General features: G+C 65.6%; 22 protein-coding genes. 12 read left to right on the top strand and 10 right to left on the bottom strand.

What is annotated here, in order from left to right; translation table 11 throughout:
* Nucleotides 1-140 precede the first annotated feature (140 nt).
* Nucleotides 141-1,868 carry a formate--tetrahydrofolate ligase gene (locus NDI85_RS17430; RefSeq protein WP_310916484.1) on the top strand — a complete coding sequence of 576 codons (1,728 nt, stop codon included), beginning with the start codon at nt 141-143 and terminating at the stop codon, nt 1,866-1,868.
* Between the two features lie 101 nt (nt 1,869-1,969).
* Here the strand turns inward: NDI85_RS17430 and folE are convergent, their stop codons facing one another.
* The 3 genes from folE to NDI85_RS17415 all read right to left on the bottom strand — a co-directional run bounded on the left by folE (nt 1,970) and on the right by NDI85_RS17415 (nt 7,578).
* Nucleotides 1,970-2,611, bottom strand: coding sequence for a GTP cyclohydrolase I FolE (gene folE / locus NDI85_RS17425; RefSeq protein ID WP_310916483.1), 642 nt, complete (start codon nt 2,609-2,611; stop codon nt 1,970-1,972).
* A gap of 159 nt (nt 2,612-2,770) precedes the next feature.
* Nucleotides 2,771-6,058, bottom strand: coding sequence for a formate dehydrogenase subunit alpha (gene fdhF / locus NDI85_RS17420; protein ID WP_310916482.1), 3,288 nt, complete (start codon nt 6,056-6,058; stop codon nt 2,771-2,773).
* Nucleotides 6,055-7,578: an NADH-ubiquinone oxidoreductase-F iron-sulfur binding region domain-containing protein gene (locus NDI85_RS17415; protein ID WP_310916481.1), complete on the bottom strand. Its 1,524-nt coding sequence runs from the start codon at nt 7,576-7,578 to the stop codon at nt 6,055-6,057. The genes fdhF and NDI85_RS17415 overlap by 4 nt, the downstream gene beginning before the upstream one ends.
* A 175-nt stretch (nt 7,579-7,753) precedes the next feature.
* Here NDI85_RS17415 and NDI85_RS17410 point away from each other — a divergent pair, with 175 nt between their 5' ends.
* A complete protein-coding gene (locus NDI85_RS17410) occupies nt 7,754-8,026 on the top strand; it encodes a hypothetical protein (protein WP_188997213.1) in 273 nt (90 codons plus the stop codon).
* Nucleotides 8,027-8,053: 27 nt separating this feature from the next.
* Here the strand turns inward: NDI85_RS17410 and NDI85_RS17405 are convergent, their stop codons facing one another.
* Together NDI85_RS17405 and NDI85_RS17400 are read right to left on the bottom strand one after the other, a co-directional pair.
* Complete coding sequence (locus tag NDI85_RS17405; RefSeq protein ID WP_310916480.1) at nt 8,054-8,434, bottom strand: Rid family detoxifying hydrolase; 381 nt, start codon at nt 8,432-8,434, stop codon at nt 8,054-8,056.
* A gap of 98 nt (nt 8,435-8,532) precedes the next feature.
* On the bottom strand, nt 8,533-8,943 hold the full coding sequence (locus NDI85_RS17400) for an EamA family transporter (protein ID WP_166973673.1): 411 nt from the start codon (nt 8,941-8,943) through the stop codon (nt 8,533-8,535).
* 179 nt (nt 8,944-9,122) lie between these two features.
* On the opposite strand from NDI85_RS17400, the gene NDI85_RS17395 reads away from it, so the two are divergent.
* Complete coding sequence (locus NDI85_RS17395) at nt 9,123-10,379, top strand: NAD-binding protein (RefSeq protein WP_310916479.1); 1,257 nt, start codon at nt 9,123-9,125, stop codon at nt 10,377-10,379.
* Nucleotides 10,380-10,558: 179 nt separating this feature from the next.
* The gene (locus NDI85_RS17390; RefSeq protein WP_310916478.1) at nt 10,559-12,412 is read left to right on the top strand and encodes a BCCT family transporter; all 1,854 of its coding nucleotides are present in this window, start codon (nt 10,559-10,561) and stop codon (nt 12,410-12,412) included.
* 15 nt (nt 12,413-12,427) lie between these two features.
* On the opposite strand, the gene NDI85_RS17385 is transcribed toward NDI85_RS17390, so the two are convergent.
* Nucleotides 12,428-13,000, bottom strand: coding sequence for an aminodeoxychorismate/anthranilate synthase component II (locus tag NDI85_RS17385; RefSeq protein WP_188997202.1), 573 nt, complete (start codon nt 12,998-13,000; stop codon nt 12,428-12,430).
* A complete protein-coding gene (locus NDI85_RS17380) occupies nt 12,997-14,502 on the bottom strand; it encodes an anthranilate synthase component I family protein (RefSeq protein WP_310916477.1) in 1,506 nt (501 codons plus the stop codon). The genes NDI85_RS17385 and NDI85_RS17380 overlap by 4 nt, the downstream gene beginning before the upstream one ends.
* A gap of 326 nt (nt 14,503-14,828) precedes the next feature.
* Here NDI85_RS17380 and NDI85_RS17375 point away from each other — a divergent pair, with 326 nt between their 5' ends.
* Complete coding sequence (locus NDI85_RS17375) at nt 14,829-15,722, top strand: bifunctional methylenetetrahydrofolate dehydrogenase/methenyltetrahydrofolate cyclohydrolase (protein ID WP_310916476.1); 894 nt, start codon at nt 14,829-14,831, stop codon at nt 15,720-15,722.
* An 84-nt stretch (nt 15,723-15,806) separates the two neighbouring features.
* Here the strand turns inward: NDI85_RS17375 and NDI85_RS17370 are convergent, their stop codons facing one another.
* The gene (locus NDI85_RS17370; protein ID WP_310916475.1) at nt 15,807-16,004 is read right to left on the bottom strand and encodes a hypothetical protein; all 198 of its coding nucleotides are present in this window, start codon (nt 16,002-16,004) and stop codon (nt 15,807-15,809) included.
* Nucleotides 16,005-16,140: 136 nt separating this feature from the next.
* Here NDI85_RS17370 and epsC point away from each other — a divergent pair, with 136 nt between their 5' ends.
* The 4 genes from epsC to NDI85_RS17350 all read left to right on the top strand — a co-directional run bounded on the left by epsC (nt 16,141) and on the right by NDI85_RS17350 (nt 19,382).
* Entirely contained in the window at nt 16,141-17,004 is an 864-nt protein-coding gene (epsC, locus tag NDI85_RS17365; RefSeq protein WP_188997191.1) for a serine O-acetyltransferase EpsC, read from the top strand.
* A gap of 247 nt (nt 17,005-17,251) precedes the next feature.
* Complete coding sequence (locus NDI85_RS17360; protein WP_310916474.1) at nt 17,252-18,244, top strand: tetrahydrofolate dehydrogenase/cyclohydrolase catalytic domain-containing protein; 993 nt, start codon at nt 17,252-17,254, stop codon at nt 18,242-18,244.
* A 371-nt stretch (nt 18,245-18,615) separates the two neighbouring features.
* Nucleotides 18,616-18,903: a HalOD1 output domain-containing protein gene (locus tag NDI85_RS17355; protein WP_188997189.1), complete on the top strand. Its 288-nt coding sequence runs from the start codon at nt 18,616-18,618 to the stop codon at nt 18,901-18,903.
* A gap of 140 nt (nt 18,904-19,043) precedes the next feature.
* Nucleotides 19,044-19,382, top strand: a complete 339-nt coding sequence (locus NDI85_RS17350) for a CBS domain-containing protein (protein ID WP_396275593.1) — start codon at nt 19,044-19,046, stop codon at nt 19,380-19,382.
* 205 nt (nt 19,383-19,587) lie between these two features.
* Here NDI85_RS17350 and NDI85_RS17345 read toward each other — a convergent pair whose 3' ends face one another.
* On the bottom strand, nt 19,588-20,193 hold the full coding sequence (locus NDI85_RS17345; RefSeq protein ID WP_310916472.1) for a molybdenum cofactor guanylyltransferase: 606 nt from the start codon (nt 20,191-20,193) through the stop codon (nt 19,588-19,590).
* Nucleotides 20,194-20,304: 111 nt separating this feature from the next.
* Between NDI85_RS17345 and NDI85_RS17340 the strand changes: the two genes are divergently transcribed.
* The gene (locus tag NDI85_RS17340) at nt 20,305-20,769 is read left to right on the top strand and encodes a hypothetical protein (protein ID WP_310916471.1); all 465 of its coding nucleotides are present in this window, start codon (nt 20,305-20,307) and stop codon (nt 20,767-20,769) included.
* Between the two features lie 667 nt (nt 20,770-21,436).
* Here NDI85_RS17340 and NDI85_RS17335 read toward each other — a convergent pair.
* Entirely contained in the window at nt 21,437-22,201 is a 765-nt protein-coding gene (locus NDI85_RS17335; RefSeq protein ID WP_188997181.1) for an IclR family transcriptional regulator, read from the bottom strand.
* A gap of 293 nt (nt 22,202-22,494) precedes the next feature.
* Between NDI85_RS17335 and NDI85_RS17330 the strand changes: the two genes are divergently transcribed.
* Entirely contained in the window at nt 22,495-23,472 is a 978-nt protein-coding gene (locus tag NDI85_RS17330; protein WP_188997178.1) for a TIGR03557 family F420-dependent LLM class oxidoreductase, read from the top strand.
* 64 nt (nt 23,473-23,536) lie between these two features.
* Nucleotides 23,537-25,276, top strand: a complete 1,740-nt coding sequence (locus NDI85_RS17325; RefSeq protein WP_188997175.1) for a thiamine pyrophosphate-binding protein — start codon at nt 23,537-23,539, stop codon at nt 25,274-25,276.
* Nucleotides 25,277-25,281 lie beyond the last annotated feature (5 nt).

Here is a 25,281-nt window from a genome sequence, read left to right as displayed (position 1 = left end):
CGACGAGTACGGTGGGCCGGAACCTCGTCACGTCGGCTGGCGGACACGACGAGTGAACGCGGTGGACGCGAACACATCCTATCCCCCACTTGTCAGCTACACTAACATTATTACGGCGGTGCGGGGAACGTCCGGGTGAGATGTCTCTAGACGACGACCCACAGGACCCGATTCCGACGGACTACGACATCGCACAGTCGACAGACATGGAACCCATCTGGGAACTCGTCGAGCCGTGGGGCCTCGGTCTCGACGACCTCCAGTACTTCGGGGAGTACACCGCGAAGGTCAAACATCACGCCATCGACCGTCTTCGCGAACGAGCGGAGGACAACGAGCAGAACCTCGTGCTGGTAACGGGGATGACGCCGACGCCGAAGGGCGAGGGGAAGACCGTCACGACAGTCGGTCTGGGCCAGACGCTCAACCATCTGGGCGAGGACGCGATGATCGCCATCCGCGAACCGTCGCTCGGCCCGGTGTTCGGCGTCAAGGGCGGCGCGGCCGGCGGCGGCCGGTCGCAGGTCCTTCCGATGGAGGACATCAACCTCCACTTCACGGGCGACCTGCACGCGCTGACGGCGGCCCACAACCTCATCGCGGCGATGCTCGACGCCCGCCTCTCGCAGGGTAACGACCTCGACATCAACGTCAACGACGTCGCGTGGAAGCGCGCGCTGGACATGAACGACCGCGCGCTCCGCGAGACGGTCGTCGGACTGGGCGGCGAGAGCGGCGGGACCCCGCGGGAAGACGGGTTCAAACTGACCGCAGCCTCCGAACTGATGGCCGTCCTCTGTCTGGCCTCGGACCTCGAAGACCTCAAGGAGCGCATCTCGCGTATCATCGTCGCCTACGGCGAGGACGGCGAGACCATCACGGTCGACGACATCGAGGCGACGGGGCCGGTCACGATGCTCCTCCGAGACGCCATCAAGCCCAACGTCGTCCAGACTATCGAGGGGACGCCCGCGTTCGTCCACGGCGGCCCGTTCGCGAACATCGCCCACGGGACGAACTCGCTCATCGCCGACAAGGCCGCGTTCGGCATGGGCGACTACCTCGTCACCGAGGCCGGGTTCGGGTCGGACCTCGGCGCCGAGAAGTTCATGAACATCGTCTGCCGTCTGGGAGATATGACGCCGAACGCCGTCGTGCTGGTCTCCTCGATCCGTGCGCTCCAGTACCACGGACTGGACCAGTGGCCGGTCGACTTCGACGAGATCGACGAGTCCGGCGTCGACGCCGTCGAGAAGGGCTTCGAGAACCTCGACAAGCACGTCTCGAACCTCCAGCAGTTCGGCGTCCCGGTCGTCGTCGCGCTCAACCGCTTCCCCGACGACACCGAGGAAGAGGTACAGGCAGTGCTCGACCACTGCGAGAACGACCTCGGCGTGCGAGTGGCCGAATCCGAAGTGTTCGAGAAGGGCAGCGAGGGCGGTGAGGACCTCGGTAACCACGTCATCAGCGCCGTCGAGGAGAGCGACGAGGACGAGTTCGAGTACCTATACGACGAGGAGGCCCCGATCAAGGAGAAGATAGAGACCGTCGCCACCGAAATCTACGGTGCCGACGGCGTGAAGTTCACCGGGGGCGCGCTGGACGACATCGACCGCATGCAGGACCTCGGCTTCGACGACGTGCCGGTCTGTATGTCGAAGACGTTCCACTCGTTCAGCGACGACGCAAGCAAGAAGGGCGCACCCGAGGGCTGGGAACTGGAGATCAGCGAGGTGTACCCGTCGGCCGGTGCCGGCTTCATCGTCGCGCTGACCGCCGACGCGCTGACGATGCCGGGACTCCCACAGCGTCCCGCCGCCGCCGACATGGACATCGACGAGGACGGCAACATCACCGGCCTGTTCTGAACAGGCGAGCCTCACGCTGTCCTAACCGTTTCGTGCGCCGCTGTTCGTTCCCGTTTTCGTTCGTAGACTGTCTCAAAATACGTAGCCGTCGGCCGGGCGCCTCAGCGAGTCGCTGCCGACGCGGATTGTCGCCGCACCGACTCGCGGAACTGCTCGCGGTCGGCGTCGGTGAGCGACCCGGCTTCCGCTCTGGTCGTCGTCTCGGTCGCCGTCTCGACGCCGCGCATCACCTCGCACATGTGCGTCGCCGTGACCTCGACGGTCACGCCGCCGGCGTTCAGTTCCTCGGCCAGCCCCGTCGCGATGTCGTGGGTCAGCGCCTCCTGTGTGGTCAGTTGTCGGGACTGCCACCGGACGTAGCGGATGAGCTTCGAGAGGCCGACCATCTCCTCGTCCGGTCGGTACGCGACGTGGGCCACGCCGTCGAACGGCAGCAGGTGGTGTTCGCACATGCTGTGCAGTGGAATGCTCGTCTTGACGACGAGGCTGTCCGTCTCGGCCTCGAACGTTCGCATAACTGGCTTCTCCTCGTGTCTCGTCCCCTCGGTGAGCGTCTCCAGCATCGCTGGGACGCGGCGGTACCACGTATCGTAGACACCTGCCTCGTCGGGGTTCCGCCCGACCGCTTCCAGAAGCAGTCGTGCGCCCTCTCGGGCCTTCTGTTCGTCGAACCCGGCCATCGGACCGGTCGTCTCGCCGCCAGTGTCGTACTGGAACTCGGCCTGCTGTTCCTGCGAATCCATTACGTCGGACAAACGGAATCCAGCGTATAAAGCTACTGTCGAGCGGGGCCGAACCGCCGTTCGACCGGTGTGCGTAACAGCGTTAACGCTGTGAAAAATACGTAACTCAGAGTGAACTGTCGAGATACGGAACGGTAGAGTTTCGGGAGCGAGTCGGCCTCAGTCGTCGCCGGCGACGCTCCCGGCGCCGGCGTCCGGCGTCCGCAGCACCGTCTCGTCCGTCTCGGGACCGAGCGGTTCCAGACGCACGCTCGATACCTTGTACTCGGGGATGCCCGCCGTCGGGTCGAACGTCTCGCCCGTGAGTTTGTTCACCGCGCCGGTCGCGAAGTGCATCGGGATGAACAGCGTCCCCGGCCCCACTCGGTCGGTGACCTGCGCTTTGACGACGATGGACCCACGGCGGGACTCCACCCGGACGTACTCGCCGTCGGCGACGCCCAACTGCTCCGCCGTATCAGGGTGAATCTCCACGAAGCTCTCGCCGACGTGGCTCATCAGCCCCTCGACGCGCCGCGTAATCTGGCCCGTGTGCCAGTGGTACAGCACGCGCCCCGAGGTGAGCGTCAGCGGGAACTCCTCGTCCGGCAACTCGCCGGGATGGCCGCCGTCCGCGGGGACGAACCGGGCGAGGCCGTCGTCGTGGTTGAAGTTCCCCTCCTCGTAGTCGTAGAGGTACGGCGTCCCTAGGTGGTCCTCGTCCCAGCAGGGCCACTGGAGGCCGTGTTCTTCGCCGGATTCGAGTCGGTCGTAGGTGACCCCGCCGTAGATGGGCACGAGCGAGTTGATTTCGTCCATCACCTCGCGCGGGTGGTCGTAGTCCCAGTCGTATCCCAGTCGGTTCGCAAGCGCCTGCGTGATCTCCCAGTCCTGCCGGGCCTCGCCCGGTGGCTCCGCCGTCGGGCGCACCCGCTGGACGCGCCGCTCCGTGTTCGTGAACGTGCCGTGTTTCTCCGGTGACGTCGCGGCCGGCAGAACCACGTCGGCGTACTCCGCGGTTTCGGTCATGAAGATGTCCTGCACGACGAGGAACTCCAAGTCTTCGAGCGCCTCGGCGGCGTGCTGGATGTCCGGTTCCGACAGCGCCGGGTTCTCCCCGACGACGTACATCCCGCGGAGGTTGCCCTCGTGGGCTTCGGCCAGCATCTCCGGTACTTTCAGCCCGGGTTCCTCGGGCGGGCGCTCGCCCCACGCCTCGGCGAACTTCTCGCCCACCTCGTCGTCAGCGGGGTCCTGATACCCCGGGAGACTCCCGGGGAGAGTCCCCATGTCGCCGCCGCCGCCCTGCACGTTGTTCTGGCCCCGGAACGGCGAGAGGCCCGCACCGGGCTTGCCGAGTTGGCCGAGCAACAGCGCGAGGTCGGCCATCGCCAGCAGGTTCTCGGTGCCGTGGGACTGCTGGGTCATCCCCATCGCCCAGCCGAAGACGACGGTGTCGGCCTCGGCCAGCGTCTCGGCGGCCGAGGCGAGTTCGTCCGGAGAGACCCCGGCCAACTCCTCGACTGTCTCCGGCGTGAACGCCTGCACCTTCTCCTTTAGGTCCTCGAAGTTCTTCGTGTTGCGCTCGATGAACGCCGTATCGTGCAGGTCGTTCTCGATGATGTAGCGCATCAGGCCGTTGAGCCACGCCACGTCGTACCCCGGATTCGTGCGGGTGTACTGGTCGGCGTGTTCGGCGATGCCGACCTTGCGCGGGTCGAACACGACGAGGTCCGCGCCGTCGCGGACGTTCTGCTTGATGCGAGTCGCCAGCACTGGGTGCGATTCTGTCGTATTGGACCCACTGATGAGGTAGGCGTCGGCCTCGCCGACGTCCTCGTTGATGCGGTTGGTCATCGCGCCGTACCCGACCGTCTGTTGGAGCGCCGCCACGGTCGAGGAGTGACAGAGGCGCGCGCAGTTGTCGATGTTCTTCGTCCCGAGCACCTGCCGGGCGAACTTCTGAACGAGGTAGGCCTCCTCGTTGCTTCCCTTCGAGGAGGCGAGACAGCCGAGCGCGTCGATACCGTGCTCGTCCTGTATCTGTGAGAGTCGGTCGGCGACGTAGTCCAGCGCCTCGTCCCACTCGACGGCCTCGAACTCGCCGTCGTCGTTCCTGACGAGCGGTTCGGTCACGCGCTTCCCGCTGTTGGCGAACTCGTGGCCGAACTTCCCTTTCACACAGGTCGAGAAGTTGTTAGCCGGCGCCGTATCGGGGTCGTCGACGGGGACGACCCCCAGCGAGTCGCCGTCTTTGCCCCACATCTCGAACCGGCAGCCGACGGCACAGAACCCGCAGGTCGTCTCCTGTTTGTCTATCTTTCCGAGGCGGTACTTGCTCACCATGCTGGCCACGTCGAACAGGCGGCCCTCCGGGAGCGTGTTCGCGGCGATGCTCTCGGCGGTGTGTTCCGCCGCGAGGAACGCCTCGTTCCCGAACTGCTTCGCGAGGTCGCCCGCGTTGCGCTTGGCCTTCGAGACGAACTTCGCCAGCCCTTTCTCGTCGCCGTCGAGCGGTTCGGCGGCCCCGAAGGTGCGGTTCGGTGCCGTCGTGTCGTCGATGGTCTCGACGTCCTCGTGTTCGATGACCTTCCCGACGGAGTTGCGTTGGGTGAATCCGGGGAGCGGGAGCGTCGCGGCCCCGCCGATACCCTTCTCGGTGAGCGACCCCGTTGGACAGACTGTGGCGCAGTGCCCGCAGGAGACACACTCCGAATCGCCCATGGTCTCGGCGTCCGATTGGAAGCCGATGCGGGTGTCCTCGCCGTGACCCTCGATTCGGAGGACGCCCTCGACTTGCACGTCGTTGCAGGCGTCGACACAACGGTTACAGAGGATGCACTTGTTGCGGTCTATCTGGATGAACGACGACGTGTCGTCGATAGGTTCGTACTCGTCTCGCTCGTCGAAGACGCCGTAGCGCGGGTGGTCGACGCCCTCGCTGATGGCGGCGTCCTGCAGTTCACAGCGGCCGTTGCCGTTGCAGGTCGTACACCGCAGGTTGTGGTTCGAGAGGACCAGATCGAGGTTGACGCTTCGCGCTTCCTCGGCGTCCGGGGTGTCGGTTCGCACGTTGAGGCCGTCCTCGGCAGGATGCGAACAGGAGGGGACGAGGCCGTGGGCGTCCGTCTCGACCATGCAAGTACGACACTCGCTACGAGGGCCGACCTCGTCGCTGCAGTCGCCCTCGCGGTCGTAGTAACAGAGCGCGGGGACGTCCGCGTCCTCTAAGCCGTCGGCGCCGGGGTCGACCGAGACGCCACTCGCCGCTTCCATGGCGTCGACGAGCGTCGACCCGGGCGGGACGGTGACGGGTTCGCCGTCGACGGTGACGGTCGTCGGTGCGTCGCCGATGGTCCCCACGTCGGGGTCGTTGGCGGTGCCTGTCTCGAACTCGGCCGTGACCGGCGTCTCCGATCGCGGATCGGTGAGGTCGGGAACGCCGGGGAGTGTCTCGTCGGTACTCATAGTTGCTCCGTACAGGTGCCGGCCGGACAGTGGCCGTCTGCGTGTGCGCGAATCTCCGGTTCGAACTCCTCGATGGCGGTGGTCACGGGCCGGGGCGCGTGCGCGCCGACCTGACAGTTGCTGGACCGGCGCATCACCCGCCCCAGTTCGCGTATCTTCTCGGTGTCGAACGATCCGTCGTACACCTCGCGCAGGAGTTCGGCGAGTTGTTTGGTCCCCTCGCGGCCGGGGACGCACCGACCGCTGTTCTCCGTGGCGGCGAACCGCGCTCGCTCGCCGACGGTCGCCAGCGCACAGCGGTCGTCGGCGAGCAGTTCCACGACGCCGTCCGTGCCGAGACCGGCGGCGCGCAAGGACTGTGCGGTCGGGGCGACGTCGAGGTCACGGGTGATACCGCCCAGAACGCCGCCGACGCAGGCCATCTTGAACGCGCCGTCCATCTCGACTACCTCCCGTACCGTGGCGAGGCTCCCGCCCGACCCCAGTTCGACGGTCGCCGGGTTCGCCACGTCGCCGGTGACGGTGACGAGTCGGGTCCCGGGGTCGGCGACGTCGGTGTCCATCGTCGCTGGGGCCTGGATAGCCTGTCGAATCTGCGCGACGGTCCGGGGCGTGTGAATCACCGTCGGTCGGCCGTAGAGCCCGCGTTCGGCCGGCGTCGGCGGCTGAAGCCGCGGTTCGATGCGGTCTGCGCCCTCCAGCGCTTCGAGCGCCGCCGTCGGTTCGCCCGCCCGATACTCGTCGGGACCGGCCACCAGTTGGGGGACGACCGGAAGCGCTTCCGCGGCGGCGTCGACGGCCCGTTGCAGATGCCGGTGTAGCGGGGAGTCAGCCTCGTTCAGGTAGACGACGGCGTCCTCGGTGCCGACGTACTCGGCCACCGCCGCAAGCCCGTCGAGGACGGCGAACGGCGCGGCGGTGAGGAGCGTCTCGTCGGCCCGCGGCAGGTCGCTCGCGTCGTTGGCGTTGACGACGACCACCGGGTCGCCGTCGGCCTCGCGTGCGGTTTCCCACACGTCGATCACCGGGTCGTCGGCCGCCGCGTCGCCGCGGCCGCGGCCAAGAATCCCGAACGCTGTCGCCGCCTCCGCGGTCCGGTCGGGTGAGACGAACGACCAGTCGTCCGGTTCGAGCGGGTCGGCCCAGCCACAGGGACCGAGGACGGTCCGTCGGCCGACCGAGAGCGGCCCCGCGTCCGGTATCGGGAGCGTCGGCGTCTCCGGGTCGTGGCCGACGACGGCCGTCGCCCCGTCGGTCGGGAGGTCCCCGTCTTCGAGCGTCGCGACGAGGTCCCGGACGAGCGACGGCGACGGGCCGCCGAACAGTGCTGTCTGGCCCGCACTCGTCAGCATGACGAGCGGGTCGTACGCCGTGGTGCCGGTCGGCCCCGTCCGGACGACCGGGACCGAGTCGGCGGAGTTCTGTGCCGCAGTTACGACCGCCTCGCCCGCGTCCGTCCGGACGTCTGTCGCCACGCGGACGAGGGGTGAGCGGCCGACGGCACCTGTACCTCGTGTCATTGGCTCGCACGAGGAGCCCGAAGGATAAAAATCCCATACGCGGCCCGGCAGTCGTCCGTCGACGACCCGCAGGTGACGACCACCGACACAACGAGTCCGTTCGCCGAAACGTTGGCGGACGGGACCGCACGGCCCACCGAAGCGATTAGGGACCTCTGTCACCGTATCTGAGGTGATGACGAACCCGCAATTCGAGTCGGTCAAGACGGACGCCGCGGCGGCCATCACCGAGGACGACCTGCACTCGGTGTACGCCGGCCTCGTCCACGGAGACGGCCGACACGAGTACTACTTCGGCAACGACACCGAATCGGCCGAAGAACTCCGCGAGGCTGCCGCAGTCCAGCTCGGCATGCTAGTGCGCGTGCTCGCGGACCGCTCGGACAGCAGCGTCGCGGAGATAACCGACCTCGCCGCCGAGCGCGCCCAGAACATGGAACTGCGGTGACGGCGCGAGACCGCTCGCAGAGGGACGTTACGCCGTCGTCGCGATGGCCTCTATCTCGACGGCGGCGCCCTTCGGGACGGCGCCCGCACCGACGGCGCTCCGGGCCGGCGGGTCCTCGTCGAAGAACTCGCTGTACGCCTCGTTGAACTCGTCGAAGTCGTCGATGTCATCGAGGAACACCGTCGTCTTGAGCAGGTCGTCGATGGAGAGGCCCTCGGATTCGAGGATGGCCTCGACGTTCTCCATGCACTGCCGTGTCTGGTCGGCGACGGACTCGTCGTCCAGCAGTTCGCCGTCCGTCGTCAGGGGCAGTTGCCCCGCCGTGATGAGGAGGTCGCCGTTGGTCGTCGCCTGACTGTACGCGCCGACCGCCGCCGGCGCATCGTCGGTACTGATTGTGCGCTTCACGCTCGCCCGTAGCCGGGCCGGTTTCTTAAACCCCGGTCGAGCGGCCCGCTGGCGCCACAGCACGTCAACGGTGTGATGTGTTGTGTGATGCGAGCCAGTTACTGATTGATGACGACGATAGCGGTCAGCGCGAGTCCGATGCCGGCGACTTTCTGGGCCGACACCGGTTCGCCCAGCGCGACGGTACTGATGACCGCCGCCGTGATGAAGTACATGCCCCCGATGGTCGAGACGACGGCCGTAGAGCCGACTGAGACGCCGATGAACGTCGACACGACGCCGATGGCGGCCGCGATACCCGCCGCACCGGAGTACACCAATCCGCGATTAGTGACGGCTAGCGAGGCGTCCGAGGTGACAACGTAGACACCGGAGACCACTGCGGCCGTCGCGTAGGAGAGGAATGCCGCCATCACGGGGTCGATGCTGTTTGAGGCGACGTCGCCGAGGATTATCCAGAACCCCCACGCGATCATAGTACCGAGGCCGAACAGAACGGCCGGGTTCATTCGGCATCACCCGGTTCAGGCCCCGACACGTCGGTCTCGAAGAGATCGGTCCACGCGAACACGCCCGTCTCACACTGATGCATCGTCGGCAGTTCTCCCCCCGGGGTATTGAATCTCGTGCCGGAGCGTCAGCGGTACTGCGCGGGTATTTTTATGTCGAGACGGCCAATAGCTTGGTAATGGTTGACGTGCCAGACGAGCGCCGGGAACCCGCGCTGGAAGAGGTGTTCTATCCGACGGATCGGGTGCCGTTCGTCGAGTGGGAGCAGTTCTCCGGTGCCAGACCCACCGTCGTCCTGACCGGCGCCATCACGCTGCTCGCGTTCGTGACCGGCCTGTCGAACCTCAGCCAACCGACCTTCGCTCTCGACGGTCCGCTCACCGCAGTCGTGACCGTTCCGGTCGGGTTCGCACGGTTCTCGGGCGTCCTCTTTGCCTTCGTACTCGGCCTCGTCACCGTCGGGTTACAGCGGCGAAAGCGACTCGCCTGGCGCGCGGCGGTCCTCGCGCTGCCGGGCCTCGCGCTCCTGCCGCTTGCGACGCTCCAGACGACGGACGTGCCGCTGTTGGTCCTCGTCGTCGTCGCCGTTCCCTCGCTGGTCTGGAACAGGGCCGCCTTCGATCAGCCTGTCGACCTCTCGCCGCTGCAGATAGCGTCGCTAGCGGCGATGGTCGGCGTCGGCCTCTACGGCGTCGTCGGCTCCTATACGCTCCGTGCCCAGTTCCTCGAACTCGATACGTGGAGCGACGCGGTGTACTACGTCATCGTCACTATCGCGACGGTCGGGTACGGCGACATCACGCCGACGACGGTGCAGGCACGGTGGTTCTCGCTCTCGGTTATCCTGTTCGGTACGGGTGCGTTCACCGTGGCGGTGGGGGCACTCATCGTCCCGGTCATCGAGTCGCGGATGGCGACAGCGTTCGGAATCATGACTGCCGCAGAACTCACACTCCTCGAGGACCACGTCGTGGTGCTCGGGTACGGCGACGTGACGGAATCGCTACTGAACGAATTGCGAGACGAGACGGACGTCGTAGTCGTGACAGACGACGCCGAGACGGCCGCCGCCCTCCAGACCGACGGGGTGAGCGTCCTCACAGAGGACCCGACGGACGAGAGCGTCCTCTCGGACGCCCGCGTCGACACTGCCCGCGGAGTCGTCGTCGGGAGCAACGACGACGCGAGAGACGTCCTCGCCGTCATCGCAGCCAAGAACGTCGCGCCGGACGTCCGCGTCGTCGCGGCCGCAACGGAGGAGAAACACGTCGACAAGTTCGACTCGGTCGGTGCGGACGAGGTCCTCAATCCTCGAACCATCGGCGGCCGCCTCCTCGGTCGATCGGTACTGGGCGAGGTGACGACCCTGTCCGTGACCGACGACGCCGGCCCCGAGCGGTCCACAGACCCGGACGGCGGGGACGCCGGAAACTGAGTGCGCCGTCCGGCCCGTGCGTGGGTACCGGGACCAGCGGGAGGGTGTCGGGCCGTCGACCGGTCCCGTGAGCAAGTCGACACCCGACCGCGTGTCACGGTGCCGAACCGCGTCGCGGACCCGACAGCGTGTCGGTGGCTACGATACTAATAAACCGATCCGAGACTGATTGTCAGTGTATGGCCACGTCAGCGGGAGGCGGCATCGGGCGAGTCGTCGCGAGCGTCCTCGCACCGCTGTGTGTCGTCTCGGGGGCCATCGTCCTCTCGGGCTTTTTCTTTCCGGCGTTCGTCGGCGAGGCGGTGAGCGGTGCGGCGTGGCTCGCACTCGCACTCCTGTTTTTCAGTTCCGGGCTCGGATACCTCGCGGTGTTGCCCCATCGACCGGACGACGCGCAGTCGGCCGACCGCTACCTCCTGAAGATCAGACAGACCGGACTGCGGGACGCTATCCGGACGTTCCTCGCCGGACAGGACCCGCTGACGCTGGGACTGCCCGTCGTCGTGTTCGTGCTGTTTTTCGGCCTGCAGGTCGCGTTACCGGACCGGACGTCGGCGGCGGTCGACGCCGCAACGGGCACGGTTCTGCGGACCGGCGGCCCACTGTTCGTCGTCGCCGTCTTCATCGCCGTCTGTTACTGCCTGTTTCTGTTGCTCGGCCCGTGGGGCGACATCACGCTCGGGCCGGACGATACGGACCCGACGTACACATACCCGACGTACTTCACGCTCGTCTTCACTGCCGGCATCGCGGCGGGACTGGTGTTCTGGGGGCCAGCAGAGGCGCTGTTTCACTACGGCGACCCGCCGCCGTACTTCGGCGCTACGCCACGGTCCACAGCCGCTAGCAACGACGCACTGGTCTACTCGCTGTTTCACTGGGGCGTCTCGGCGTGGAGCGCGTACGCGGTCATCGGCGTCCCAATCGCGTACTTCGTGTTCGAGCGCGGCGCACCGCTGCGCGTATCGACCATTTTGGCCCCGTTCCTCGGCGTCTCGGGCCTCGACTCGGTGTGGAGTCGCCTCGTCGACACCCTCGCCGTGTTCGCCACCATCGGCGGTATCGCGACGTCGGTGGCGCTGGTGAGCCAGCAGTTCCTCGCGGGTATCTCGTTCCAGTGGGACGTTACCGTGGGCGGGACCGGGCCGTTGCTGTTCGTCGGCGGCCTGACGGCCGTCTTCGTCCTCTCGGCCGTCACCGGCATCCACCGCGGCATCCGCCGCATCGCCGGGCTGAACGTCGTGCTCTTTGGCCTGTTCGCTCTCGTACTGGCCGCCGTCGGCCCGCGTGCGTTCGTCGTCGAACGGGGTACTCGGGCGCTGGGTGGCTACGTCGTCCACTTCGTCCCGTTGAGTCTCCACATCGGCGGTGAGTGGGTCGCCAACTGGACGGTCTGGAACTGGTCGTGGTGGTTCTCGTGGGCGCCGTTCGCCGGCCTGTTCGTCGCCGCGCTCTCCCGGGGCAGGCGCGTCAGGACCGTCGTGTTCACGAGCGTCGTCGCCACCGCCGCCGCGACGGCGGTCTGGTTCCTCCTGTTGGGTGGGGCCTCCCTGTTCGTCCAGCAGACGGGGCGAGCGGACATCCTCGGAGCGATTGCCGGCAGTAGTGCCTCGGAGGCCGTCGCCGGGTTCGCACTGTTCGCGTCGCTACCGCTCGGACGCCTCCTCTCGTTCCTGTTCCTGGCGCTCATCGTGGTGTTCATGACGACCTCTGCGGACACGTCGACGCTGGTCGTCTCGCTGCTCGCGACCCGACGGGGACAGGTCCCCTCGACGGGCAGCGTCGTCTTCTGGGGCGTCTTTCAGGGCGCGGTGGCGACGGCGGTACTGCTCGTCGGCGGTGCGGGGACGTTACAGGCGCTCGCCGTGCTCACCGGCGGGCCGTTCGCCGTCATCTCGGTGGTCGCAGTCGGTGGCCTGACGCTGACGTGGTACCGACACGAGCGAGGCCACACGTCGGTTCTCAGACGGGGGCTCGACCGACTCCCGTCGATTCAGACGCACCACGACGTAGACCCGCCCGAGGAGAAGTGATCCGACGGACCTCACTCAGACGCCGGCGACGTTCGTACAGAAGTTCTCGACGATCCGCTTGCCGGCGTCGGTGAGGATGCTCTCGGGGTGGAACTGCACGCCCACGTGCGGGCGGTCGACGTGCTTGACCCCCATCACGACGCTCTGCTCGTCGTCGGTGTGGGCCGTCTCGACGAGTTCGTCCGGTAGGTCGTCGTCCTCGACGGCCAGCGAGTGATAGCGACCGACCTCGAAGGGGTCGTCGACACCCTCGTAGAGACCGGTGTGGTCGTGTCTGACCTCCGAGGGCTTGCCGTGGACCACCTCGGGCGCGTGACCGACGGGCGACCCGTGGGCCGCACACAGCGCCTGATGGCCGAGACAGACGCCGAGCGCCGGGTAGGCGGTCTCGGCGAACACGTCGATAGAGACGCCCGCGTCGGCCGGCGTCCCCGGGCCCGGCGAGACGACGATGCCGTCCGGGTCGAGGTCGCGGATGTCGGCGACGTCGATAGCGTCGTTGCGCCGGACCTCCACGTCGTCGAACTCGCCGACGTACTGGACGAGGTTGTACGCGAAGGAGTCGTAGTTGTCGACGATGAGTATCATCGGACGCCCTCCATCGGGTCGGCGGTGGACTCCACGGCGAACGACCCCTGTTCACCGAGCGCTTCGTCCACGGCGTTGACGAGCGCACGGGCCTTGTCCAGCGTCTCCTGGTACTCCTTGGCCGGCACCGAGTCGTGGACGACGCCGCCGCCGACGCGGAGACGGTACTCGCCCTCGTGGCGGACCAGCGTCCGGATGGTGATGTTCAGCGTCGCCCGGTCGTCGAAGCCGAAGACGCCGATGCTCCCCGTGTACGGGCCGCGCCGGGTCGTCTCCACCTCGTCGATGATCTCCATCGTCCGTGGTTTGGGCGCGCCGGTGATGGTGCCGCCCGGGAAGACGGCGGCGACGGCGTCGGCGATGCTCACGTCGTCGCGCCGCCGACCCTCGACCAGCGAGACGAGGTGCATCACCTCCGAGTAGCGGTCGACGCGGCGGTACTCCGCGACGTCGACGCTGCCGTACTCGCTGACCTTTCCGAGGTCGTTGCGTTCGAGGTCGACGAGCATCGCGTGTTCGGCCCGTTCCTTCTCGTCGGTCGTGAGGTCACGCTCCAGATCGGCGTCTTCCTCGGGCGTGTCACCCCGGGGACGCGTGCCGGCGATGGGTTCGGTGAGGAGGCGGTCGCCCTCGACGTCCAGCAGCAGTTCCGGGCTGGCACTGACGAGGTCGACGCCCGGGAACTCGAGTAGTCCCGAATATGGCGCGGGGTTCACCCGCCGGACGGCGTCGAACGTCTCGACGGGGTGGACCGCCGCCGGGGCCGTCAGTCGGTGGGAGACGTTGGTCTGGAAGGTGTCGCCGTCGCGGACGTACTGTTTGATAGTCCGGACGCGGTCGGCGTAGGCCGCTTCACCACACTCGCTCTCGAAGGTGGCCTGCTGGCTCGCGGTGGGGGGCGACTGGACGTGCCGGTCGCCGTGGAGCGCCGATTCGGCGAGCGCCGTCGCCCGCTCCAGTCCGGCGTCGTAGGCCGCCTCGGCGTCGTCCTCGACCACCGGACACGCGGTCACCCGGAGGGTCACCTCCCCGTCGTGTGGTTCCTCCCACGCGGCGACGCAGTCGAACACGCCGAGTTGGAGACGGGGGAGGCCGTCCGTGACCGTCGTCGCCGGGATGTCTTCGAGTTCGCGGGCCACGTCGTAGGAGAGCCATCCGAACGCCCCACAGGGGTAGGGTACGTCACACTCTCCGCGCACGAGTGTCTCACGATCCAGCACGGCGTCGATGGCCTCGATACTGGGGCTTGTGTCGCCGTCCGGCGTCGCGTCTGCCCCGACTTCTACCAGTTCGACCGGGTCGACGGCGAAGTACCCCCATCCGGACTGCCCACCGGTGGTTTCGAGATAGACGCCGTCCTCGCCCGTCCGGGCGCGGCGGTAGGCCTCGAACGGGTCCGAGACGGTGATGCGTACTTCGACGGGCACGCGGGCACCGTCCGGTGCCGACGCGGCAGTTTCGACGAACGTTGCTCGCTCCGTGACGGTTCGTATATCACTCATCTGGTACTAGAGCCTCCGCGAGGGCCGATATGCAGCCCTCGATGTGGTTGCCTAACACCAAGCACTGGACCCGACAAAAACCTTGCGTGAACGGTGGATTCCGCCGAAACGGTTCCGGATTGGGAGCGCAATAGGGTCGGTTCCGCGACGAACATCCGACGGTATTTCAACGGGCGGACTATTCCCCATCCGCGGTTATGTCGTCGGGGACTGAGGTGGTGAGCGAGTGCGGTGGCCACACAGTCAGGGGTCGACTGGTGTCGGTCCCGTCCCGTTCCAGCGGCGCACGGAGACCGAGCGTCGCCACCCACGACAGTGACATCACTATGACTACGATAATCGACGGCAACGAAATCGCGGACCGGATTCGGGCCGAGGTCAGTGCGTGTACAGAGACGCTCGCGGCGTCGGACGTCCGACCGGGACTCGCGACGGTGCTTATGAGCGACGACGGGGCCAGTGAGACGTACGTCTCGATGAAACAGCAGGCCTGCGAGGAGACGGGTATCGACGGCTTCCACCACGAGATCGACCCGGACGAGCCAGCGGCGGTGTTGTATGACCGCATCGACGAACTGAACGCGGACCCGACGGTACACGGTATCCTCGTCCAGCTGCCGGTGCCGGACCACGTCGACAAGCGCGAGGTGTTAGCGCGCATCGACCCGAGGAAGGACGTCGACGGCTTCCACCCCGAGAACGTCGGCCGGTTGGTCGCCGGGAACGCGCGGTTCAAGCCGTGTACGCCTCACGGCGTCCAGAAGATACTGGCCGCGGAGGGCATCGAGACGGAGGGCAAAGACGCCGTCGTCGTCGGCCGCTCCGACATCGTGGGCAAGCCCATGGCGAACCTCCTCGTTCAGTACGGCGAGGGCGGCAACGCGACGACGACAGTCTGTCACTCCCGGACCCGGAACCTCGCCGAAAAGACCCGGAACGCCGACATCCTCGTCGCGGCGGCCGGCGTCCCCGAGATGATAGACGGCGACATGATTCAGGAGGGCGCGACGGTCATCGACGTGGGGATCAACCGCGTCGATGCCGACACGGAGAAGGGGTACGAACTGGTCGGTGACGTGGACTTCGAGAGCTGTCGGGAGACGGCGGGCGCTATCACGCCCGTCCCCGGCGGCGTCGGACCGCTCACCATCGCGATGTTGCTGTACAACACCGTCAAGGCGGCGAGTCACCAGTCGGGCGTCGCGGTGGAACTCCCCTAGCCGAGCGGATGGCTCGCGACCCGCGTAGCCGCTTCCACGTCGTATTAGGAACCCGATAAGACGAGGTTCGTCGGGTCGGTCACGTCAGTGTGTCTCGACTGTGCCACACTCGGGACAGACGATTTCGACCTCACCCGACGCCGCGGACGACCCGATCAGGTTGTGCCCGTCAGCGCACTGCTCGTGTAAGTACACCTCGTGGTTCCCGTGTTGGTCGAGGACGATGTGGTCCCGTTCCGACGCCGAGACTAACCCGTGACAGTAGTGGCACTCTCCGCTCATACAGGAACGGTGGGAACCCGACGATAAATAACTAGCCCACAGACCGTCACAGGCTCCGACGGCGGTGCTCGCTTGTGGGGAGATTAAGCCGTCTTAACACTGCCACAACTAAGGCTATGCAGTGGAAACGTCGGGTATGGAATACGGATACACGGGTGACGCTCACGAACGGCTGTTCGAGTCGTATCAGGCGGACTCGGAGCCGTTCCCGGAACAGACGCCGATGGAGTTCCCGAAACGGGAACATCGACGGAAAGAGGTCGACATCCTCAAGCGACTGTTTTTCCCCACCTGCTGGAACTCCGACGAATTGATACAGGACGAACTGGCGGTGCTGAACAACCTCGATGCACTCGGTGCGCTCTTCTATGCCGGTATGCGGCCCTATTCCAACGGCGACATCTCGGAGACGGTCGCAAAGACTATCGACCGCCTCCCGGGGATTCGGCGTCGGCTCAAGAAAGACGTCGAAGCCGCCTACAAGGGCGACCCGGCGGCGAAGACGTACATGGAGATCATCCGCTCGTACCCCGGCTTTCTCGCTATCGAAGTCCAGCGCGTCGCACACGAACTGTACGAATTAGGTGCGACAGAGTACGCCCGCGAGTTGACCGAGTACGCGAAGACGGAGACGGGCATCGACATCCACCCGGGGGCCGAAATCGGCGACTACTTCTTCATCGACCACGGCACCGGCGTCGTCATCGGCGAGACGACGACCGTCGGCGACTGGGTCCGCATCTATCAGGACGTGACCCTCGGCGCGCTCCACTTCGAGGAAGAAGAGGGCGAGGAACACGCGCTGAAGAAGGGGTACAAGCGCCACCCCGACATCGGCGACCACGTCGTCATCGGTGCCGGCACCAAGGTATTGGGCGACATCACGGTCGGGAACCACGTTAGCATCGGCGCGAACTCGTGGGTCACCGAGGACATCCCCGACAACACCAAGGTGTTCGTCAGCGAACACCCGGAGCAGGAGCGAAAGCGTAACGACTAGTTCGGCGGTGTGCAGCCGTTCAGTCTGCGGGGCGTCGACAGTGCCAGTTACACGAGCGACAGACGAGGAGCCCGGAGCGGTGTTCGAGCGTCCCGCGACACGTCGGACAGGCCACTGGTTCGTTCTCACGCTCGACCCCGCCGCCCCCATCTGTTCGGACGGACCGATGGATCATACGGAGTCGCTCGGTCGGCCGACCGTTCAAGATTGACAGCGATATGTACACCGTTTTATACGGGCCGTGGTCGTGAGCGCACGGTCGACGTTCGACACCGGCAGAACGGGTCTGGATCGGTTCGCCGACGGCTTTATTCGCCGCGAGGAGATACAACGACGAGTGAGAGAGACGACGCTCCTCCGGGGCCGACCGCTCGCCGACGACGTCCTCGACGACGTACAGACGGATCTCGGCACGCTCCGTGCCCACGGGGTCAGGCCGACGCTCGGTACGGTACTCATGAGCGACGACGACGCGGCCGTCTCGTTCATGGACCGGAAACACGAGCGGTGTGACGCCGTCGGTGTCCGGACGAAGCGAGCGGACCTCTCTCCCGACGACTCGGCAGCGGCGCTCTACGACGCCGTCGAGCGGCTGGCGACCGACGACGAAGTGAACGCCCTGTTCGTGCAGGTGCCGCTCCCCGACCACGTCGACGCCGGGGCCGTCAGAGCACGGGTTCCCCCGGCGAAAGACATCGACTGTTTCGCCCCGGCGACGCTGGGGCGACTCGTCGCTGGCGACCCGCTGGTCGTCCCGCCGACGCCCGCGGCAGTCCTGAAGCTCCTCTCGGCGTACGACGTCGAGACGGCGGGCCGAGACGTGGTCGTCGTCGGGCGGACCACGGCCATCTGCAAACCGCTCGCGAACCTGTTGCTGGCCCGCGGACCGGACGGTGACGCGACGGTGACTGTCTGTCACACCGCGACGAGGGACCTCGCCGCGAAGACTCGCACTGCGGACGTCCTCGTGACGGCCGCGGGCACTCCACAACTCGTCGACGCGTCGATGGTGTCACCGGGTGTCAGCGTCGTCGACGTAAGCGTCAACCGCGTGCCGGCCGATACCGAGCGCGGGTACGAACTGGTCGGGGACGTCGACTACGAGCGCGTCGAATCGGTGGCAGGCGCGATTACGCCCGTGCCGGGCGGCGTGGGCCCGCTGACGCTCGCGTTCGTCCTCCGGAACGTCGTCGACGTGACCGCGAGACAGACCGGCGTCGACGTCGTCGACGGTCCCTGAGTGTCGTCCCCGACGGCACCGTTCCCACATCGAACTTAAATCGCAACGCATCTCCCGACCTATCTTTAAGTAGGAGCTCCGTCTGCGTCCGGGTGGGTTCCGTGAGCGGTCGAGCGTCGTAGCCCACTCCCGAACGCTGGTAGCGGATCCCTCTGGCATACTGTGGGTGCTTCCGACGCATCCACTTCTTCGGAGACGCACGATACCGACGACGGGAGAGAGCGTCGTCTCCCCCACTGCGCGTGTCGCCGTGACGACCGGCGTCCACACGGTCTGAAACCGATCCGACTGGAACAGCGCCGCAAAGACGACGTGAGTACCTGAAGAGTAAGGCCACATTATTTTGCCGCCAGTGTGACTACACCGTGTACGTGACTGCTAGTCCGACCCTGATATACACGCCCGACGACGACGAGGAGTTGAGTACCGCTATCGTGTCGGCGCTCTCGGACGCCAAGGGCAGGGACATCACCGAGGACGAATGTGTCCTGTACGACAGTATCGACCCGGACGCGCTGGACAAACTGTTCAGAGATCGGAGCGACGACGACACAGTCAAAGTCGAGTTCACGACTCACGGCGCGATCGTGGTTCTGTGGGGCAACGGTGACGTCACGATTCAGGTAGAGGACCTAGAGTCAGATCCGAATTACGCCTGATTCGAAGACAGGACCCCACACCACGTGCTGCGGGCCTGTCGCGGCCACAGACAGTCAACCGGCCAAGAACAAGAACGAAGACCCCTGTACCCGTTGGTAGGTGCATGCCATCACAGGATCAGGCAATCGTCGAAGACGTGATGTCGACGCCGCTCGTGACCATAGCACCCGACGCGACGGTCGTCGAAGCGGCCAAAGAGATGCGAGAGCGTGACATCAGCGCATTGCTGGTCACGACGGCGCCGCCCTCCATCGTGACGAGTACCGACATCATCGCCGCCGTCTCCGAGGAACGAGACACGTCGCAGCTAGACGTCGCCGATATCATGACCGAGTCCGTCGAGACGGTCCCGCCGGACCTCCGCCTCGTAGAGACGGCGGCGATGATGGAGAACTTCGGTATCAACCACCTCCCAGTCGTCGAAGACGACTTCATCGGGATGATCTCCTCTACGGACATCACGGCCACGCTCTCGTAGTCGCTGGCCCCGGCTATCTTTGGTCACTCGGACCGCTCGACGGGGAAACACACGGTGTATTTTCGTGTATACGTCCGGCCGCCTACGTGTGAAAGCGACGCCCCTCACTCTCTGGGACGGGTCAATCACCCGCTTTGTGACGCCTTCGTCGACGAGGGACGGCGATAGTCGATAGCTCCCGCGGCCGTATCGCCACCGACGCCCGCTAGAACCGCTCGACGGCCGCCTCGAACTCCTCGCGCGTGTTCAGGTTTTCGAAGGTCGCCATGGTCGTGTGACGGGTTATCTCCTCGCGGTCGACGACGACGTAGTCGACGTCGAAAAGCGCCTCGACGATTCTGTGCTCACCGTGACCGAGCGCTCGCTCACACGCCGCCGCCATCTCGTCGGCGCGATAGACCGCCTGTGTCGTCTGGAACCACTCGTCCGGACGCGGCACTGCGGCGTCGTACCCCGCCGCCCGGTCGAAGAGATAGTCCACGAACGACGGGTCGACGAACGGCATATCACAAGCGACGACGAGACCGTAGTCGCTTTCGGTGGCACGGAGACCACGGCCGATACCGGCCATCGGCCCCTCGTCGGGCGTGTCGTCGAAGGCGTACGTCGGAGCGACGCCACAACCCGCAAGAGCCGTCTCGATGTCGTCGGCCTGATCGGTCCGGCAGTTCACGACGAGTTCGTCGACGACCGGCGTGATTCGGTCGACGACGCGCCGAATCATCGGCGTTCCAGCGAGGTCCGCGACGGCCTTATCGCGGTCACCGAATCTCGTCGAGCGACCTCCGGCGATGACGACGCCTGCGCGCATGTTCGTCCCTACTCGACTCGACCTCAAGAAGGTTTCACCCCGAGCGCTATCGACTGTCCCCGGGACAGACGTGTGACAAGGCCCTTCTACCCGGGGCGCGAACGCGTGACAATGAGCGAAGACGACACAGCGCTCTCGGTGGGGGAACTAGTCGAATACTGTCAGACACAGGCGAGACTGCTGTGGGGGCGCGTCGAGACGCTCGACGAGGAGACCGACGAGATACTGACAGAGATAGACGACGACATCGCCGACGTTCGAACACGACTCGACGAGCACTCGGCCGGCAGCGGGTCGGCTACGGACGACACCGACGAACTCGAAGCGCTGGAATCGGAACTCGAAGAGAGACAGGCCGTCGCCGAGGCGAAGCAGGCACGCCGCACCGCGTTTCAAGAGTTAGCTTCGGCCTACCTCGAACTGGCCGAAGACCTAGACGCGAGCGTCGACGACGGCGAGGAAGCGCTCACGAGTATCGTCCACTTCGAACACGAACACGACGCCCCAGCGTACTTCGAGGACCGACAGACTATCCTCGAGGCGGCGAGCGACTCGACATCGACGCCTAACGAATAGACTGCCCATCGAGGCGCGGAGACCACTCGACGCGTCTGTTTCGTTCCCAGCGACAGGCCGTATCCCGGTTCGAGTGTCGAAATGTCGGTGGTAGCTCTCTTCTCCGCATATATCACCGCGATTTGGTGATTTGGAAGTGTGAATTGCAGAATTTGCCAGCGGGCGTCCGCGATATGCGCTAATACGAGTGTGGATGTCGGGAAGTAGAGGTGCATATCCGGTCGTATGTCGATATATCGGCGAACTCGATCAGCGTTCTCTACCGTCGGCCGCTGGGGCGACAATCGTCGTCGGTCGGTCGGTCGCGGCGGCGCGATACCTCGAAGACGGCACTAACACAAGTACATTTGTTACAGTGATGGCGGTGCTCGCTTCCGTCTACTCGCGTTCCGTGCCGTCGGTTTGCGAGAGCCGAACGACGAGTTTCGGCGTCGGAGATACCACGGCGGGCAGCGAACGTGCCACCGACGAACAAGGGGAGTCCGAACAGCGCAGGATGGGCGGTGCGACGACGGCGAGCACGGGATGGCGACGTCCGACGTTCGGCGGAGCGGTCCAAGACAGTCGTAGGCCCCGGCGGCTGCTGCGGTGTGTATCTGTCCGCCGAGTACAGGGCCCGATGGCTCCCCCGCGAGAGACGGCCGATCACCCGAAAACTGGCGACAGCCTACGAGAACTGCGAGTTGATCTCGATGACGTTGGCGGACCGCGTCACCATCTCCGGTAGCTCCTCCTCGTAGACCTCGCCCTCGAACCTGCTTGCCGGTCCCGAGACGCTGAGGGCGCCGACGACTTCCCCTTTGGTGACGACGGGGGCGGCCACACAGCGGAGTCCTTCGATTTTCTCCTCGCGGTCGAAGGCGTATCCCTGTTCGCGGATGGTCTCCAGTTCCGCGAATAGCTCCTCTCGCGTCGTTATCGTCGACGAGGTGAACTCCGCGAGGCCGTGCTGTTCGATTATCTCCTCGACACGGTCGTCGTCCATGTGCGCCATCATCGCTTTACCCAGCGAGATACAGTGTAGATACTCCCGGTCGCCGACCGACGACGCCGTCTGGACGGCCTTCTCGCCGCCGGTCTTGTAGATGTACACCGCGCGGCCGTGTTCCTCGGTCGCAAACTGGGCCAGTTCGCCGCTGTCGGCTGCAAGTTCGTCCAGTTCCTCGCGGACGACGTCGTATATCTGGAGTCTGTCCTTGACCGTCTCGGCGAGTTCGAGATATCTGAGGCTCAGACGGTAGAGGCCGTCATGTTTCACGACGTACTCGTTCTCGGCGAGCGTCGCCATGTGGCTGTGTACTGTCCCTTTCGAGTACTCCAGTGCCTCGGCGATCTCCGTGATACCGGCTCCGTCCCGTTCCTGCAGGAACTCGATGATGTTCAGCGAGATCTGAACCGCGTCCACCGTTCGTGACGTCGACGTCGTTCCCATAGTCGTCGTTGCGAGTACACCGTCATAAATGTTCGTCCGTTGCGAACGGTTTTTCGCGTTCGCAGGTGACGAACGCCGGGGGGCGGGTTGGCCGTAATCGCTCGGCGTTCGCGTGCTCGTAGGCCGATACGCGAGACCTAGCGGCGGAAATAACTGCGTCGTATCGGAGTCGTTCGACGGCCGTTCGCAGCAGCCGAACGTGCGCCGACGAGACGCTCACCGGCGCTCGAGTCGCCGAATTTCGGTCGGCGGGGAAAACAAATAATACGCGCCGACCACAGTGTGCACTCACGATGGTTAGCATCGACTATATGGCCCATCAGGAGCAGTATAGCCCCTCGCAACTGCTTGATTTCTCTGTGTCGGCCGCCGACAACGGATTCGACTTCATCTGGACCTCCGACCACTTTCACCCGTGGTTCCATACGGACGCCGAGGCAGGGTTTGCGTGGTCGTGGCTCGGCGCCGCCACGGAACGCATCGACGTCCCAATCGGCACCTGTGTGACACCGGCGGGCGAACACTATCACCCGGCGCTGATGGCACAGGCCTTCGCGACCCTACAGGAGATGCACGACGAACGGGTGGTTCTGGGTCTCTCGACGGGCGAGGCTATGAACGAGAAGCCGATGGGCCACGACTGGCCGGAGTACGGCGTCCGACGGAAGCGCCTCGAAGAGACGCTGGAAATCGTCCACGGGTTGTGGGAGAACGACGACTTCTACAGTTACGAGGGCGAGCACTTCACCGTCGACGACGCGAAGTTGTACACGATGCCCGAAGAGCGACCCGAAGTGCAGATTGCCGCCAACGGCCCGAGTACGGCGTCGTTGACCGGCGAGTACGGTGACGGCTTCATCACGGTCAAGACCGGCCACGAGTACACCGAGCGGATGTACCCGGCTATCCGGCGCTACGCCGAGGAAGAGGGCCGCGACCCCGACCAGATAGAGACCACGCTCCTCGTCATCGCGTCCTACGACGAGGACTACGAGCGTGCGCGAGCGTCGACCCGGCCGTGGTGGGCGACGACGCAGAACGTCTTCGACCGCGCGATGGCGAACCCGAAGGAAATCGAAGCCGAGGGTGAGAACGCCACCGAGGAGCAAATCGAGGAGAAGTTCCTCATCGCCGACGACCCGAGCGACGTCGCCGCGCAACTGGAAGAATACGCGGAGATGGGCTTCGACCGCATCGCGCTGGGGAACACCAGTCCCGAACCCGAGCGGTTCTTCGAAGTGATGGGCGACGACGTCATCCCGTCGCTGTAACCCACGAACTTCTGGCGGTCGGGGGGAACGTTTAATAAACGGGGCCTGCATCGTTCTGAACGAGATGCCCAGACTGAACGGTGGCGAGATTATCGCGAAGTATCTGGAGAAAGAGGGCGTCGAATATCTGGTCGGAATCCCCGGTCACGGGAGTACGAACCTGCTCGACGCGTTCAACGACTCCGACGTAGAGGTCATACAACCACGACACGAGGAAGGGGCGACACACCTCGCCGACGGCTACGCCCGCGCTAGCGGGGAGCCACTGGCCGTGTTCACCTCTATCGGGCCGGGCGCGACCAACACCGTCACCGGTGCCGCGACGGCGTACGTCGACTCCATCCCGATGGTCATTTTCACGGGTGCCCCACAGACCCACGAGTACGGGCAGGGCATCTTACAGGAGATAGAGCGCCAGAAGCCCGGCGACTTCCCGAGCGTGATGGAGCCAGTGACGAAACAGAGCTTCGAGGTGAGTGACGTCGAACGACTTCCCCGTATCCTCCGGCGCGCGTTCCAGGTCGCCTTATCCGGCCGCCCCGGGCCGGTCCACGTCGACGTGCCGATGGACGTACAGGGTGCGGCGGCCGACGTCGAACTGCCGGAACCCACACAGACCCGGCCCCACAGTCGACCAGGCGGAGACCCGCGGACGGTCTCCGACGCGGCTGAACTCTTAGAAGACGCCGAGCGCCCGGTCATCGTCCCCGGCGGCGGGACGATGCTCGCCGAGGCGTGGGACGAGGTGCAGGAACTCGCCGAACACCTGCAAGCGCCCGTTATCCCGACGTTCCAGGCGAAGGGCATCATTCCGGAGGACCACGACCTGTTCGTCGGCTACGCCGGGTGGATCGGGTCGTCGGCAGGCAACGAACTCGCCTCGAACGCCGACGTGATTCTGTCCGTCGGCTGTCGATTCACCGACATGCACACCTCCTCCTTCGAGGAGGGCGTCAGCTTCGAGATTCCGCCGAGCAAGCTCATCCACGTCGACATCGACCCTGAGGAGATCGGGAAGAACTACCCGGTCGAGGTCGGCATCCAGGGCGACGCGAAGGTCGTCACGCGTCAGATTACCGAGGAACTCCAGGAGCGCATGGACCCCGTCTCCCGGGAGGACAACGAATACTACCAAGAGATGCAGGACCTCTGGGAGGAGTGGGAAGGGATGGTCGCCGAGCGCTGGGAGGACGACAGCGTCCCGATGAGCATCTCGCGGGCCCTCGCCAGCCTCCGGAACGTCCTGCCGCGCGACGGCGTCATCGTCTCTAGTGCGGGCCAACCACAGGAGACGGTCAACCCCGAGTTCCCGGTCTACGAACCCCGTACAAACATCTCCTGTGGCGGGTTCTCGACGATGGGGTTCGGCGTCTCCGCCGCTATCGGCGCGAAACTCGCCAAGCCGGACAGTCCGGTGGTCGACGTCGAGGGCGACGGGAGCTTCATGATGTGCAATCAGGAAGTCGCCTGCGCCGTCGAACACGACGTCGACGTCACCTACCTCATCGTCAACAACCACGGCTGGAAGTCCATCCGGAACCTGCAGGTCGACAAGTACGGCTGGGACCGCGTACTCAACACGGAGTTCAACGAGGAGACGGACATCGACTTCATGTCGATGGCCGACGGATTCAGCGTCGAGTTCGCCGAACGGGTCGTCAAACCGGAGAAACTCGACGAGGTCCTCGAAGCGGCCATCGCCCACGATGGCCCGGCCATCGTCGAGGCCGTCGTCGAGCCGGACAACCCCGACTCCGGGGCCATCGTCACCGGTGAATGGGACCTCGCGGACCTAGAAACGTAATCGGC

Source organism: Haloarcula sp. S1AR25-4 (genome assembly GCF_031624555.1).
GTDB lineage: Archaea > Halobacteriota > Halobacteria > Halobacteriales > Haloarculaceae > Haloarcula > Haloarcula pellucida.
The sequence above is the reverse complement of the archived record's forward strand: the minus strand, read 5'-3'. Positions and strand labels throughout refer to the sequence as shown.

Coding starts and splice junctions, on each gene's coding strand:
- NDI85_RS17370 (WP_310916475.1), bottom strand. CDS start 16,004: ATGAGCGGAGAGTGCCACTACTGTCACGGGTTAGTCTCGGCGTCGGAA.
- NDI85_RS17415 (WP_310916481.1), bottom strand. CDS start 7,578: ATGACACGAGGTACAGGTGCCGTCGGCCGCTCACCCCTCGTCCGCGTG.
- NDI85_RS17385 (WP_188997202.1), bottom strand. CDS start 13,000: ATGATACTCATCGTCGACAACTACGACTCCTTCGCGTACAACCTCGTC.
- NDI85_RS17345 (WP_310916472.1), bottom strand. CDS start 20,193: ATGCGCGCAGGCGTCGTCATCGCCGGAGGTCGCTCGACGAGATTCGGT.
- NDI85_RS17430 (WP_310916484.1), top strand. CDS start 141: ATGTCTCTAGACGACGACCCACAGGACCCGATTCCGACGGACTACGAC.
- NDI85_RS17330 (WP_188997178.1), top strand. CDS start 22,495: ATGGTTAGCATCGACTATATGGCCCATCAGGAGCAGTATAGCCCCTCG.
- NDI85_RS17380 (WP_310916477.1), bottom strand. CDS start 14,502: ATGAGTGATATACGAACCGTCACGGAGCGAGCAACGTTCGTCGAAACT.
- NDI85_RS17335 (WP_188997181.1), bottom strand. CDS start 22,201: ATGGGAACGACGTCGACGTCACGAACGGTGGACGCGGTTCAGATCTCG.
- NDI85_RS17410 (WP_188997213.1), top strand. CDS start 7,754: ATGACGAACCCGCAATTCGAGTCGGTCAAGACGGACGCCGCGGCGGCC.
- NDI85_RS17350 (WP_396275593.1), top strand. CDS start 19,044: ATGTCGACGCCGCTCGTGACCATAGCACCCGACGCGACGGTCGTCGAA.
- folE (WP_310916483.1), bottom strand. CDS start 2,611: ATGGATTCGCAGGAACAGCAGGCCGAGTTCCAGTACGACACTGGCGGC.
- NDI85_RS17400 (WP_166973673.1), bottom strand. CDS start 8,943: ATGAACCCGGCCGTTCTGTTCGGCCTCGGTACTATGATCGCGTGGGGG.
- NDI85_RS17340 (WP_310916471.1), top strand. CDS start 20,305: ATGAGCGAAGACGACACAGCGCTCTCGGTGGGGGAACTAGTCGAATAC.
- fdhF (WP_310916482.1), bottom strand. CDS start 6,058: ATGAGTACCGACGAGACACTCCCCGGCGTTCCCGACCTCACCGATCCG.
- NDI85_RS17325 (WP_188997175.1), top strand. CDS start 23,537: ATGCCCAGACTGAACGGTGGCGAGATTATCGCGAAGTATCTGGAGAAA.
- NDI85_RS17375 (WP_310916476.1), top strand. CDS start 14,829: ATGACTACGATAATCGACGGCAACGAAATCGCGGACCGGATTCGGGCC.
- epsC (WP_188997191.1), top strand. CDS start 16,141: ATGGAATACGGATACACGGGTGACGCTCACGAACGGCTGTTCGAGTCG.
- NDI85_RS17390 (WP_310916478.1), top strand. CDS start 10,559: ATGGCCACGTCAGCGGGAGGCGGCATCGGGCGAGTCGTCGCGAGCGTC.
- NDI85_RS17395 (WP_310916479.1), top strand. CDS start 9,123: ATGGTTGACGTGCCAGACGAGCGCCGGGAACCCGCGCTGGAAGAGGTG.